Origin of the sequence: Bacillus sp. JNUCC-21, from assembly GCF_041222765.1 — a bacterium.
Lineage (GTDB): Bacteria > Bacillota > Bacilli > Bacillales > Bacillaceae > Bacillus > Bacillus velezensis.
This window is the reverse complement of sequence record NZ_CP166019.1, coordinates 172,501-185,780: the sequence shown is the minus strand read 5'-3', so window position 1 is coordinate 185,780 and position 13,280 is coordinate 172,501. Positions and strand designations below refer to the sequence as shown.

Here is a 13,280-nt window from a genome sequence, read left to right as displayed (position 1 = left end):
CGCATTTCACATTTCCGCTTTTTATAGGAAAACATTCATTTATTTGGTACAATTTAAATGATAACAGTTATCATTTAAATGAATGTTTCCTAAAAGGTGGTTTCTCATGAAAAACATATTATTCTTTCAGCCCATTGATATCATCTCCGTAAAAAAAACAGCCGACCTTCTGTCAGAGCATCAGCTCACTGATTCCCCCGTATTGATCTTTCATGTGAAAGGCGAGGGACAAATTGATATCGGAACAGACAGCTTTCCGCTGCAGAAGGAAACGCTCTACATCTGTCCTTGTGATGAGACATTCAATATTGCCCCTATACCGTCAGGCGGCATCCATTTGTATATCGTCAGACTCCGTGTTTTCTCCTATTCATCAGATGATGAAGCGATGCTTCCGGATAACGGGGAAGACATCTTCCACGGACTTCAGCAAATGAATTTACAAACGGTTGATCATTTGACAAGCCGGCTTCAGTCACTTTCTGAAAACGTGCGATCGGCGGATGCATTGCAGAAAATGAAATATACAGCCGACTTTCAGCAGCTGATGTATGACCTTTATGCTGCAAAAGTATGCCATCAAAATAATACGAAAGCGGCGATCGAACAGACAAAACAATTCATACATGCTCAGTCCGACACAAAAATCACGCTCACCCAGCTCGCTCATATGGCGGGAATCAGTCCCAAGCATTACAGTGAAACCTTTAAAAAACTATACGGGCAGAGCGTAACTGAATATATCACAGACATCCGCATAACCAATGCGAAAAAACTGATGGCCAAGGCAAACTGCAAACTGCGGGAAATCGCTCATCAAATCGGCTACCAAGACGAATTTTATTTCAGCCGCATCTTTAAAAAACATACCGGCAGCTCACCTACAAGCTATATGAAAAAAAGGCGCACAAAAATGGCCGCGTACGGAAAAGAAACGATGGGGCATCTGATTCCTCTGCATCACGTGCCTTATGCTGCGGCGCTGCACCCGAAATGGACGGCCTATTATTACAAACAATTCTCTTCCGATATTCCGGTTCACCTGAGTGCTTACCGCTATAATGCAAATTGGGAAGAGAACCTGCACACGCTTTCCCAAGCTGCCCCGGACATCATTTTCAGTCTTGATTCTGTCAGTGAAGAAGAAAAACAGCGCCTGAATGACATCACTGAAGTTTTTTACCTTCCGGCTCAAGAGAATTGGAGAGACCAGTTTCTTCGCACAGCCGCATATTTGAATGAAGAGCAGGAAGCGCGGCACTGGCTTAAAGCTTATCAAAGTCTCGCCCATTCAGCGAAAGATGCTCTGAAACACGTGCGGCATCAGCGGTTCTTATTTGTCCGTGTATATAAAGAAAATATGTACATCGCCCATAACAACAGTATTGAGGATGTCTTCTTCGGTGATTTAGGCTTTGCCTCCGCAAAACCGGAATCTTTTGCTCCTGACGAAAAGATTTCCTTGGACATGCTGGCGGATTGCCAGGCTGACTGCATCATGCTTTTCACTTGTAAAGAACCGGAAACGCTTCGTTATTTTCAGCGGATTCAGCAGACCGGGATATGGCAGAACCTTAGAGCCGTCAGCGATAAACGCGTGTTTCCCATATCATCTGACCCGTGGATTGAATATTCTCCAAGCGGACATCAGCGGATGATCGAGCAAAGCATTTCCATTTTATCCGAAGATCGTCCATGGTAATGCCGGAAATTATCCATGGTCTTATCCCTGTTCATTCTCTATAATTCCAATTGATAATAGTTATCAATTGAACAGGAGGAACAATAGATGAAGAAATTGGCATTCGCTTTCATGATTTTGCTTTTGGCTTTCACGGCCGCGGCTTGCGGAAGCTCAGAAACATCTGATACAGCAAGTAAAGGAAAGGACGCTTCTTCAGATAAAAAGAAAATTGAATATCTCGGAAAAACATATGAAGTCAAAGCGCCGACTGACAAAATCGCCATTACAGGCAGCGTAGAATCAATGGAAGACGCCAAATTGCTTGACGTTCATCCGGCAGGAGCAATTTCTTTCTCCGGCAAATTCCCGGAACTGTTTAAAGATATTACAGATAAATCCGTATCTACGGGAGAAAAAATGCAGCCGAATATGGAAAAAATTCTTGAGCTGCAGCCGGACGTCATTCTGGCATCAACCAAATTCCCGGAAAAAACGTTGAAAAAATTGAGCGGCACCGCTGAAACGATCCCTGTCTCTCATATCTCATCAAACTGGAAAGAAAACATGATGCTGCTCGCCCAGCTTACAGATAAAGAGAAAAAAGCGAAAAAAATCATCGCAGATTACGAACAGGACCTGAAAAAGACAAAAACAAAGATCAACAGCAAAGCGAAACAGTCAAACGCGCTGGTCATCAGAATCAGACAAGGCAATATTTATATTTATCCTGAACAAGTATATTTCAACTCCACGCTTTACGGTGATTTAGGCCTGAAGGCGCCGGACGAAGTCAAAGCGGCGAAAGCGCAGGAACTGATTTCTCTTGAAAAATTAAGCGAAATGAACCCTGACCATATCTTCGTACAATTCTCTGATGACGAAAACGCAGATAAGCCGGACGCTTTGAAAGACTTAGAGAAAAATCCGATCTGGAAGAGCCTGAAGGCAGTCAAAAAAGACCATGTATACGTCAATACGATTGATCCATTAGCCCAAGGCGGAACCGCGTGGAGTAAAATCAGCTTCTTACAGGTTGCGGCTGACAAATTGACTCAAGACTAATAAAGAGTAGGTTTTTCACATGTATGCAAAACGGCGGACACACATGATTATCATTGCTTCACCGATTGCCATTGTTCTGTCACTGCTGCTTTCCGTTTTATACGGCGCAAAGCAGCTTGACATCCATACCGTGTTCTCCGCATTGCTGCACTTTAATCCGGAGAATACCGACCATCAGATCATATGGCATTCAAGAATCCCGAGGGCTGCCGGCGCTATGTTTATCGGCGCAGCCCTTGCTGTTTCCGGAGCGCTCATGCAGGGAATCACACGGAACTATCTGGCCTCGCCTTCGATCATGGGTGTGTCGGACGGCTCCGCTTTTATCATCACCCTTTGCATGGTATTGCTCCCTCAATCGACATCCATTGAAATGATCATATACTCGTTTATCGGTTCCGCATTCGGCGCCGCTCTTGTTTTCGGGCTGGCCTCCATTCTTCCCGGCGGTTTTACCCCGGTGCAGCTTGCCATCATCGGAACGGTGACCAGTATGCTTCTCAGCAGTCTGTCGGCTGCGCTTTCGATTTATTTTCAAATTTCGCAGGATCTCAGTTTTTGGTACAGTGCGAGACTGCATCAAATGAACCCTGATTTTTTGAAACTGGCCGTCCCGTTTTTTGCGATCGGAATCATCACGGCCATGATTCTCAGCAAAAAGGTCACTGCCGTATCATTAGGAGACGACATTTCAAAAAGTCTGGGACAGCAGAAAAGAACCATCAAACTCATGGCGATGGCGGCCGTTGTCATATTGACCGGAAGCTCGGTGGCACTCGCCGGAAAAATTGCATTTGTCGGTTTGGTCGTTCCGCACATCACACGTTTTCTCGTCGGATCGGACTACAGCAGGCTGATCCCATGCGCGTGCATCATCGGCGGCGTCTTCCTGACCCTTTGCGATCTTGCCAGCCGATTCATCAATTATCCGTTTGAGACGCCTATTGAAGTTGTCACTTCTATCATCGGTGTTCCTTTCTTTCTTTATTTGATTAAAAGAAAAGGAGGGGATCAGCGTGGTGCGTAAAATGGCCGGAATTTATATCATTCTGATTGCTCTCATATTGCTCGTAAGCTATTTCAGCATGACAAGCGGTTCTTTTTCCGCAAAGCCGGGTGAACTGCTCAGTACCCTTTTCCGCATCCATCCGAATCCGCAATATGACATTTTGCTGTTTCAGCTGAGGCTGCCGCGCATTGTCATGGCTGCTGCCATCGGGCTCGGATTGGGGATAGCCGGAGCCGTTATTCAGGCCATTACCAAAAACGGTCTTGCCGATCCCGGTATTTTGGGCATTAATGCAGGAGCCGGAGCCGGAATCGTCACGTTTATGCTTCTGTTTCAGGGACAATCTGAAGCGACGGCACTTGCCTCTGCGATGGGTATGCCTGTCTTCGGCCTCATCGGAGGATTGATGGCGGCCGTGCTGATCTATATTTTCGCCTGGCACCGGGGGCATCTGGAATCGGGCAGAATTATTCTCGTCGGGATCGCCATGAATTCCGGATTCAGCGCGCTGTCTTTATTTCTTTCATTAAAAATGGACCCGCAGGATTATGAGATGGCGATGGTTTGGAAAAACGGCAGCATCTGGTCGGCAAACTGGATGACCATTACGGCGATCCTTCCGTGGCTGATCTTGTTCATTCCTCTGCTTATGGCGAAAACGTCATTGCTGGATACCATTCGTTTCGATGAGGACACGGTGAAAAGCCTCGGTGTTTCAACCAATAAAGAAAAAACGATTTTACTCATTGCCTGCATCGCTTTGATCAGCGCATGTGTAACAGCAGCGGGCAGCATGGCATTTGTCGGACTGATCGCGCCCCATATTTCCCGCAGGCTCGCCGGGATTGAGCACAGATACTCATTACCGGTCAGCGGATTGGTCGGTATGCTCCTCGTCATATCCGCCGACTTTGCGGGCAAATTGTTCTTTCAGCCTTCAGAAGTGCCGGCGGGAATTATTCTTGCGATTCTCGGCGTTCCTTATTTCTTTTTTCTTCTGTTTAAGCAAAAGAAGGGGCTGGATGCATGAGAGGCACCCTTACAGAACACCGGATAAACGGAAAGGAATGCACTGTGTATCTTCCTCCCTCCTATTCGGTTCAAACAGGGGCTTTACCCTGTGTGTACGTACTGGACGGGGGTTCTTTGTTTTTAGAACAGATGGATAAGCTTGAATCCCAATTTGCGAACGGAACACTTCCCGAATTGATTTTCATCGGCATCAAACCGGCTGACAGGCTCGATGAGTACACGCCGTGGCCCGCGCCTTCCCTGAGCCCTGCGTTTCATGATTTCGGCGGCAAAGGGAGGCTCTTTCTCGAGGAGCTGACAAATGTCATCATTCCAACTGTAGAAGATATGCATCACATTTCTGCACATCCGGAAACGAGAGGACTGATCGGCGCGTCATTAGGCGGACTGTTTTCGATATATGCGATGCTCCAAAAGCCTGAAATATTCGGCAGAATCGGTTGTATTTCCGGTTCCTTCTGGTATGAAAAATCAGCAGATTATGTCCGCTCCGCATCTTTGCGTCCGGCACGGCGGCGTATCTATATGTCTGTCGGCAGCCGCGAAGCTGAGCATAAAAACAACATCCAAAACAACATGATCCGACAAAATAAAGACGTGCATGAAAGCCTGAGGGAAAAAGGCTTTTCTCAATCTCAGCTCTCTTTCACTGTTGAAGAGGACGCCGTGCACCATCAAGAAGCATTCAAACGACAATTCAATGCAGCACTAAGCTGGCTGTGAGGAGCTGACAAATGTCATCATTCCAACTGTAGAAGATATGCATCACATTTCTGCACATCCGGAAACGAGAGGACTGATCGGCGCGTCATTAGGCGGACTGTTTTCGATATATGCGATGCTCCAAAAGCCTGAAATATTCGGCAGAATCGGTTGTATTTCCGGTTCCTTCTGGTATGAAAAATCAGCAGATTATGTCCGCTCCGCATCTTTGCGTCCGGCACGGCGGCGTATCTATATGTCTGTCGGCAGCCGCGAAGCTGAGCATAAAAACAACATCCAAAACAACATGATCCGACAAAATAAAGACGTGCATGAAAGCCTGAGGGAAAAAGGCTTTTCTCAATCTCAGCTCTCTTTCACTGTTGAAGAGGACGCCGTGCACCATCAAGAAGCATTCAAACGACAATTCAATGCAGCACTAAGCTGGCTGTACGGAAAAAACCGCTCACGTAGCTGAGCGGTTTTTTTCATACTTCATCACGACCGGCTTAAGTTCAAAGCGTCTCAACAAATAGCCGAACAAAGCTGCAAGGATTTGCTGAAAAAGCATCCCGATGACGACCGGGACCGCCACTTGAGACGGAAAAAAAGAAACGGCGAGAACGGCTCCGGCGCTGATATTGCGCATGCCCCCCGTATAAATCAGAGACACGATTTCATCCTGGCTCCGCTTCATCAGTCTTCCGATCAGCCAAGCCACGGCATAACCCGTCATGGCAATAAAAAATACCATGCCTGCGATGCCCGCAAATTTGATATCCACGTGCGTGACATACGGCGCGATTTCCGAACTGTTAATGGCAATGACAATCATCAGACAGATTTTTGAAAAAGAAGACAGCGACCGGCTTATTGCCTGAGTCCTTACCGGCGGGGAAAACTGGTTGACCATCATCCCTGCGATGGATGGAATCACCACCATCTCCGCCAGCCCTTTCATCATTCCCCACACATCCATCTGAACATTCGCCCCGGCCAGGACAGACAGGCTTAACGGTACGATAAAAGGAGAAAGCACGGTATCAACCAGGATAATAGACAGCGTCAATCCAACATTCCCCTTATACATCGCAGCCCAAATCAAACTCGTAATTCCGGTCGGAATCACCACACCCATAATCAGCCCCGTCACAGTTAAAGGGTCACCGCTGAAAATCAGATGGCCGCTTCCCCATGCAAAAACAGGCATGAAAATATGCAGAACAAACAATGCCATGATCATCGGTAGCGGCTTCTCGATACTGCGCTTCAGCGAATGAAAATTGGCACTCAGACTGCCCGTAAATGTAATAAATGCAAATATCCACGGCACAGCGCCGGCCATCCAGCTGATATGCTGAGATAACAGCACACCCGCCGCCACACTTGACGGAGTCAAAAGCGGCATGATTCTCCCCAACACTTGGTTCAACTTCTGAAGCCACATCATATGCAAGTCTCCTATATACGGTTTTCAAGTCTCATTCATTATAACAATGCACCCCGGCAAATTTAACCGAAAAAAAGCCCGGATATATTCATCCGGACTTCACAAATTCTATGCCATTTGTTTCATTAAATCTCGGCTTTTCTGATTTAATCCCTTTAATTCAGCCTCAATTCCGTATTCTTTACATTTGGCGACAATTTTCTCAAGAGCCGCCGCTCCCGAATCATCCCACACGTGGGCGTCGGTCAAATCAATGACAATCCGTTTCACGTCTTCATCATAAACGATGGCATTCATCAGTTCAGACACGGAAGCAAAAAAGATCTGTCCCGTTACCTTATAAGTTCTGACATCTTTCTGTTCGGAATGTGACACAATCTTCAGCTTAGAAATTTTAGCCGTAAAGAAGATCGCGCTTAATAGCACACCCGCGAAGACACCCTTTGATAAATCATTTGTCAGGACGACCGTCACGACGGTAATAACCATAACGATCGAATCAGTAAGGGGCGCTTTCCGCAAACCTTTAATCGATGACCAGTCGAACGTGCCGATAGACACCATAACCATCACGGCCACCAGCGCAGCCATCGGAATTTTCACGACGATACCGCTTAATACGGCAATTAAAAACATTAAAAACGCGCCGGCGGTAAAAGCCGATAACCGGCCGCGTCCGCCGGCTTTCGTATTAATGACAGACTGGCCGATCATGGCGCATCCGGCCATGCCTCCGAAAAATCCGTTCACAATATTGGCGATGCCTTGTCCGCGGCTTTCTTTGTTCTTATCACTATCCGTATCCGTCATTTCATCAATGATCTGGGCTGTCAGCAATGACTCAAGCAATCCGACGAAAGCAAGCGCCAGAGAATACGGGAAAATAATCCGCAATGTCTCAAACGTCCACGGAACATCCGGTATCAAGAAATGCGGAAGTGAACTTGTGATCCCGCCCATATCACCGACCGTGCGGACATCCGCATGGAAGACCACCGCAATGATCGTCATGACAAAAATCGCCACCAGCGGAGACGGCACAGCCGTCGTAACCTTCGGCAATAGATATATGATAGCCAGTGATCCGGCAAGCATGGCGTACATGACCCATGAAGCTCCTTTGAACTGGGGCAGCTGCGCAGAAAAAATCAAGATCGCCAAAGCATTCACAAATCCGATCATGACCGAACGCGGAATAAATTTCATCAATTTCGCTATCTTACTGACACCAAGAATAAATTGAATAATACCTGTCAAAATGGTTGCCGCAAACAAATACTGCAGCCCGTAATCAGCCACCAATGTCACCATGACAACCGCCATTGAACCCGTAGCGGCTGAAATCATTCCCGGTCTGCCGCCGAAGATAGAAATAATAATCGCAATACAAAATGATGCATAAAGGCCGACCATCGGATCGACACCTGCAATAATTGAAAATCCGATCGCCTCAGGGATCAGAGCGAGAGCAACCAGAATACCGGCCAGAATGTCTTTACGGACATTCCCGAACCATTGCTGCTGTAACGTATAATCTTTCAAATGATAACGACTCCTTTTCACTATAAAAATCCGCACCCTATCAGTTGGAAACATTGATTTTCATCTGGGGAATATGAGGCAAGCTTACGGGGAAAAAGAGGACACGCTCAGAGTATAATGCCGTTGAGGAAAGGAATTGTTAACAAAGAGTATCATATTAAACTTTAAAGAAATGTGCAAGACCGTATAAATAAGAAAAGAAAACGGCTCTCACTGGAGCCGTTTCCGCTTTTATAAAAGTTCCGGATCAGACACAAGAATCGTTTTTATTGCGCTGATATCCTTTCTTTCTTTTGTCACCGGGTCGATGCCCATGAGATGATCAATGGCTTCTTCATAATTCTTCAGTTCCGTCTTTTCCGTAATAAAATCATAGAGCTGCGGAAGGTCGGACGCGCATGCTAACGCGGCTTCCATGATCTGGCGGGCTTCACCTGTGCCCACAATCGTTACGCCGTTTGACAGCAGCTGGTACGGCCTGACCGTCATCTCATACGTATCATCAAAGCCCATCGGCACGATTCTGCCTCCCTTTTCAATAAAAGGATAAGCCCAATCAAGCTGGTTGCCGATCGCGTCAAAAATCACATCAAATTTTCTTCCTTGATTAATCCGTTTCACTTCATCCGCGGTTAATGCTTCAGGGTGGTAGACATAATCCGATATCCGGCTTGCCGCCTCGCTTCGGAAACTGCCTATTTCAGTCGCAACCGTCAATCGCGCCAGTTTTTTCACCATCATTTGCACAAGCAGTCCGATCGGTCCCGACCCCAAAACCAAGACCGAGTCCTCCGGCTGAATCGAAGCCTTGTCCACAACATTCAGCACACAGGAGAGAGGCTCAACCAATGTGGCCCGCTCCCATTCCATTGAATCCGGAATTCTGTACATGAACCTGTCTTCCCCCACGTAATATTCCGCAAACGTTCCGTGCGCCCCGATTCCGAGCTGCCAATCCTCGAAGGTTTCGCAATAACACGTCAGCCCTCTCCGGCAATAATGACATTTCCCGCAAAACTGCGTAGGATCTATCACGACGCGGTCTCCGACTTTTACATTTGTCACGTCCGGTCCGATTTCCACGACCGCTCCCACCGATTCATGCCCCATAATCATATGATGGGTTGCATTCATTTTTCCTTTCAGCACATTTAAGTCCGTTCCGCAGATACCGGTGCCGAAAATTTTCACTTTCACATCATTGGATTTCCGAATTTGAGGCTCGTCCACCTCTTGATATTCAAGCTTATCATTAGGAGTCCAGACCAACGCCTTCATATTTCTCTTCCTTTCTGCCCCAGCGGATTTGGTCTAACAATGTTTGATGAAGCTCCTTCGTTGATGCCGCAATACATGATTGCTGATTCTGATAACTTAAATCTGTCAGAAGCGTTTCGTCCAAAGACCGGCCGTACGCATCCGTAATGACCACTCCCGCCTTCTTCGCCAAAAAGACGCTTGCGGCAATATCATAAGGAAACAAATGCAGCACCTGTCCGTTCCCGACCTGCTTAAAATCTGAAAGCAGCTTCGGATCATCTTTCAGCAGACGATTGCCGATATCCACATAAGCATCCATCTGCCCCGTGATAATTCGTGAAATCGAATAAGAAGCGCTGTTGAAAACAAAAACCCCGCCATTATTGGCCGACTGGTCAATCAGATGGCCGTATGCGTCCGTCATCAGCTGCGCCGGATGCCCGTTAAATTCAAGGCTCCAAAACATATTTTTAATATCCCGCACTTCGCTCAAATTCGGCAATTCTCCATGATACCCTTCAAAATGAATGGCATCGCTGTATACATCACCGTACATATAAGCGCCTGATTTCAATTCAAGTAAAAAAGCAAACTCGATATCCTTAATCTTTGCGTTTGGCTTATACGAAGCAAGCGCAATCGAAATACACGACATTTCAAGTCCTGCGGCGGCCGGGCGCGTTCCGTCTATCGGATCTACAATTAAAATATATTGCGGATCTTCTCCAATCAGCTTCAGGCCGCCATCCTCCGTGTAAAAAGCAACCGGATGGCCCTTTTCTTGAATATAATCCAGCACCGCCTCCTCAGCAGCGGCGTCTATGTTAAATTGGGCGTCGCCTCCCGGAGAATAGCCGTTTACGAGCCGGTTTTTCAGCGTGCCTTTTTGATTTTTCACCTTTTGATAAACAAATTGTCCAAGCTCAATGATATAGTCTCTCACTTGATTTCCTCCAATAGCTTGCGAAGTCTGTAGCAGAGCACTTCGGCTTCACTAAGTGTTATGGTTAAAGGCGGACGGATTTTAAATACATTTCCGAATCCGTAACGGGATGTCCGGAGAATCAGTCCGTAATCCATTGCCCGTTTAGCAATATAATTGGTCAGCTCCACATCCGGTTCATTGTTCTCTTTAACAATCTCCACACCGATCATAAGACCGACGCCTCTTACCTCAGAAATAAAAGCGAAATCCTCTTTCATCGTTTCTAAGCGATCCATAATATAATGACCGACCGTCGTTACATTTTCCAAAAATCCCGGTCGCTGCATGATATCTATGGTTTTACAAGCGGCAGCGGCGGCCATCACATTTGAGCCGTATGTGAAGGAGTGCGTATACCCCGGAAGCCCGGTATACTTGTCCTCCGTCAGAGTGGCGGCGACTTGAAAGCCTGTGCCCCCGAGCCCTTTTGCTACCGTCATCAAATTAGGTTTCACATCGAAGTGGTCCGCGGCAAACATTTTACCCGTCCGTCCGAACCCGGTCTGAATTTCATCAAAAATCAGAGCGATATCATGTTCATCACAAAGCTTTCTCAGCTGTTTAAAATACTCTTTAGGCGGAACGACATTTCCACCGTTTCCGGATATCGGTTCAATAATCATGGCGGCAATTTTCCCATTGCTCGCATACTCAATAAAATCATTAATTCTTTCTACGCACAGCATACCGCATGAATCAGGTTTCTGATTATAAAAACAGCGGCTGCAATAGGGATCGGGGACTTGCAGGCCAAAAGAAATTTGCGGCGGGAAAGGTTCTTTTCTGAATGAGTTGCCGGACAAAGCGGAAGTCATATACGTTTGTCCGAGGTGGCTTCGAAATAAGGAGATGACATCGGTTTTTCCGGAGTAATACTGAGCCATTTTAATAGCTCCTTCATTTGCACCGGAACCGCTGCTGACTTTAGGGTGTACTTTTGTGAGATTATCGGGGGCGATTTCTACTAGTTTTTCTGCCAGTTTATTTACGGCGTCTGTTTGAAAAGATGATGTTACATGGATGAGCTTATCGGCTTGTTCTTTAACCGTATCAATGACCTCTTTGTTACCGTATCCTAAATTCAAGTTAAACGTGGCAGAGGCGCAATCAATGTACTCATTTCCCTCTTGATCGTACAGGTAAATCCCTTCTCCGCGCTCCATTACTACATCGTCAACACTGTAATACAAGCTGTCTGGATTCGTGATTTCCTTCGTTCCCACAAATACCACCCCTATGAAATTATTAGAATTTCGCTTTTTATCGTATAAATTATTGAAAATAATGTCAACGATCTTTCTTGCAAAAAATGTTAACAATTTGTTAACGTTACCATAATGGATGTACGAGAAAAAGTTATGTGATATAGTAACAATACTTGGATTTTTTGTAAAAACATTATGTCATACGAGTAGAGAGAAATATGATTTTACCAATAAGGAGATAAAATGATGAAAACTCGTCTGCTGTGGATAAGCTGTTTTTCTTATGGATCGATTGCTTTTACACTTGTTATTCTGGGAGCCGTACTGCCTGAGTTACTCACACATTATTCACAAAGCTACAGTAATGGCGGTGTATTAGTATTCTCTCAGTTCATGGGCTTTCTCATCGGAGTTATTGGCATGCCATACATGGTGAAAAAGCTTGGGCGCAAAAACGTCGTTATCTTTGGCCTGGCACTCATCAGCTGTGAAATGTTCATCACCTTCCTGCCGCCCTGGCCGCTGCTCTTTCTTCTCGTCAGCATCGCAGGGCTTGGCGCCGGATTGGTGGAATCCTGTGTAGGCACGATCATCCTCACCGCTATTAAAGAAAGACAGGCTGTGGCCATGAGCAAGATGGAAGTGGCCTACGGATTAGGTGCGCTGTTCATGCCTCTGCTCTCAGGCTTTCTTATCAACAACCACATGTGGACAATTGCTTTTTTAGTATTAGGGTTATCCAGTTTTGCACTCTTAATCGCATGGAAGCAGATGAGTTTCGGCAGTATTGATCAGCTTCTCATCCGCAAAGAGGTCTCTTCCGATGACACTAAAAAACAAAGCACCGGTTATCGGTCACACGGATTGCTGTTTATTGCCTTGGCGGGTGCTTATTTCTTCTTTTACGGCGGCAGTGAAGTTTCCATTGTACATTTTATCCCCTCCATCTTCGCTGAGAAATGGGATATCCCCAACTCTTTGGCAACGATAACAGTTACAGTGTATTGGACGGGGATGATCATCGGTAGGTTATTAACAGGCCCGGTATCAGAAAAGCTGACATATCACCGTTATCTCCGTCTCATAAGCATTGGCGGTCTGGCTGCACTTACCGTATTAGCATTAAGCAAAAACGTATGGTTCGGTTTTGCCCTTTGCTTCTTTTTAGGGCTGTTCATGGCAGGCATGTTTGCAATAGCCCTAATCATCACGAATCATTTTTATCCCGGAAAGACAGAAACAACTACCAGTATTCTGCTCGCTTCAAACGGATTAGGAGGTTCACTCCTTCCGATCGCCGTCGGCTGGAGCTTAGATGAATATCCCGCACAAACTGCGTTCTGGCTGTT

11 protein-coding genes and 1 pseudogene (1 of these 12 running past the window's edge) are annotated in these 13,280 nt (G+C 46.3%); 7 read left to right on the top strand and 5 right to left on the bottom strand.

Annotation, left to right across the window (positions count from 1 at the left end; all coding sequences use genetic code 11):
- Positions 1 to 106 precede the first annotated feature (106 nt).
- The 6 genes and pseudogenes from JNUCC21_RS01060 to JNUCC21_RS01035 form a co-directional block, all read left to right on the top strand.
- A complete protein-coding gene (locus JNUCC21_RS01060) occupies positions 107 to 1,702 on the top strand; it encodes a helix-turn-helix domain-containing protein (protein WP_060562972.1) in 1,596 nt (531 codons plus the stop codon).
- 87 nt (positions 1,703 to 1,789) lie between these two features.
- On the top strand, positions 1,790 to 2,746 hold the full coding sequence (locus JNUCC21_RS01055) for an ABC transporter substrate-binding protein (RefSeq protein ID WP_003156778.1): 957 nt from the start codon (positions 1,790 to 1,792) through the stop codon (positions 2,744 to 2,746).
- A 19-nt stretch (positions 2,747 to 2,765) separates the two neighbouring features.
- On the top strand, positions 2,766 to 3,773 hold the full coding sequence (locus tag JNUCC21_RS01050; protein ID WP_007408022.1) for an iron ABC transporter permease: 1,008 nt from the start codon (positions 2,766 to 2,768) through the stop codon (positions 3,771 to 3,773).
- A gap of 1 nt (position 3,774) precedes the next feature.
- The gene (feuC, locus tag JNUCC21_RS01045) at positions 3,775 to 4,785 is read left to right on the top strand and encodes an iron ABC transporter permease FeuC (protein WP_032872817.1); all 1,011 of its coding nucleotides are present in this window, start codon (positions 3,775 to 3,777) and stop codon (positions 4,783 to 4,785) included.
- Positions 4,782 to 5,510, top strand: a complete 729-nt coding sequence (locus JNUCC21_RS01040; protein WP_369878493.1) for an alpha/beta hydrolase — start codon at positions 4,782 to 4,784, stop codon at positions 5,508 to 5,510. Before feuC ends, JNUCC21_RS01040 begins: the two co-directional genes overlap by 4 nt.
- Positions 5,509 to 5,967, top strand: a pseudogene (locus JNUCC21_RS01035) (alpha/beta hydrolase); the annotation flags it as partial. The gene JNUCC21_RS01040 and the pseudogene JNUCC21_RS01035, both read left to right, overlap by 2 nt.
- Here the strand turns inward: JNUCC21_RS01035 and JNUCC21_RS01030 are convergent.
- The 5 genes from JNUCC21_RS01030 to JNUCC21_RS01010 all read right to left on the bottom strand — a co-directional run bounded on the left by JNUCC21_RS01030 (position 5,956) and on the right by JNUCC21_RS01010 (position 11,949).
- Positions 5,956 to 6,897 (bottom strand): bile acid:sodium symporter family protein, encoded by a 942-nt coding sequence (locus JNUCC21_RS01030; protein WP_369878804.1) that lies wholly within the window; start codon positions 6,895 to 6,897, stop codon positions 5,956 to 5,958. The pseudogene JNUCC21_RS01035 and the gene JNUCC21_RS01030 overlap by 12 nt on opposite strands.
- Before the next feature lie 150 nt (positions 6,898 to 7,047).
- Entirely contained in the window at positions 7,048 to 8,481 is a 1,434-nt protein-coding gene (locus JNUCC21_RS01025) for a SulP family inorganic anion transporter (protein ID WP_043021532.1), read from the bottom strand.
- A gap of 231 nt (positions 8,482 to 8,712) precedes the next feature.
- Positions 8,713 to 9,759, bottom strand: coding sequence for a zinc-binding dehydrogenase (locus JNUCC21_RS01020; protein ID WP_032870171.1), 1,047 nt, complete (start codon positions 9,757 to 9,759; stop codon positions 8,713 to 8,715).
- Complete coding sequence (locus JNUCC21_RS01015) at positions 9,734 to 10,684, bottom strand: inositol monophosphatase family protein (RefSeq protein WP_160222803.1); 951 nt, start codon at positions 10,682 to 10,684, stop codon at positions 9,734 to 9,736. Before JNUCC21_RS01015 ends, JNUCC21_RS01020 begins: the two co-directional genes overlap by 26 nt.
- Complete coding sequence (locus JNUCC21_RS01010) at positions 10,681 to 11,949, bottom strand: aspartate aminotransferase family protein (protein ID WP_369878492.1); 1,269 nt, start codon at positions 11,947 to 11,949, stop codon at positions 10,681 to 10,683. Before JNUCC21_RS01010 ends, JNUCC21_RS01015 begins: the two co-directional genes overlap by 4 nt.
- Positions 11,950 to 12,177: 228 nt before the next feature.
- On the opposite strand from JNUCC21_RS01010, the gene JNUCC21_RS01005 reads away from it, so the two are divergent.
- A protein-coding gene (locus tag JNUCC21_RS01005) for an MFS transporter (protein WP_181005566.1) crosses the window boundary here: on the top strand, positions 12,178 to 13,280 show its 5' portion. It continues 109 nt past the right edge of the window; the window shows 1,103 of its 1,212 coding nt (coding positions 1–1,103); it begins with the start codon at positions 12,178 to 12,180; its stop codon lies beyond the right edge, outside the window.

What these genes read in the sequence shown, in the direction of transcription:
- JNUCC21_RS01060 (WP_060562972.1), top strand. Translation starts at nt 107, where the DNA reads ATGAAAAACATATTATTCTTTCAGCCCATTGATATCATCTCCGTAAAA.
- JNUCC21_RS01055 (WP_003156778.1), top strand. Translation starts at nt 1,790, where the DNA reads ATGAAGAAATTGGCATTCGCTTTCATGATTTTGCTTTTGGCTTTCACG.
- JNUCC21_RS01050 (WP_007408022.1), top strand. Translation starts at nt 2,766, where the DNA reads ATGTATGCAAAACGGCGGACACACATGATTATCATTGCTTCACCGATT.
- feuC (WP_032872817.1), top strand. Translation starts at nt 3,775, where the DNA reads ATGGCCGGAATTTATATCATTCTGATTGCTCTCATATTGCTCGTAAGC.
- JNUCC21_RS01040 (WP_369878493.1), top strand. Translation starts at nt 4,782, where the DNA reads ATGAGAGGCACCCTTACAGAACACCGGATAAACGGAAAGGAATGCACT.
- JNUCC21_RS01030 (WP_369878804.1), bottom strand. Translation starts at nt 6,897, where the DNA reads ATGCCGCTTTTGACTCCGTCAAGTGTGGCGGCGGGTGTGCTGTTATCT.
- JNUCC21_RS01020 (WP_032870171.1), bottom strand. Translation starts at nt 9,759, where the DNA reads ATGAAGGCGTTGGTCTGGACTCCTAATGATAAGCTTGAATATCAAGAG.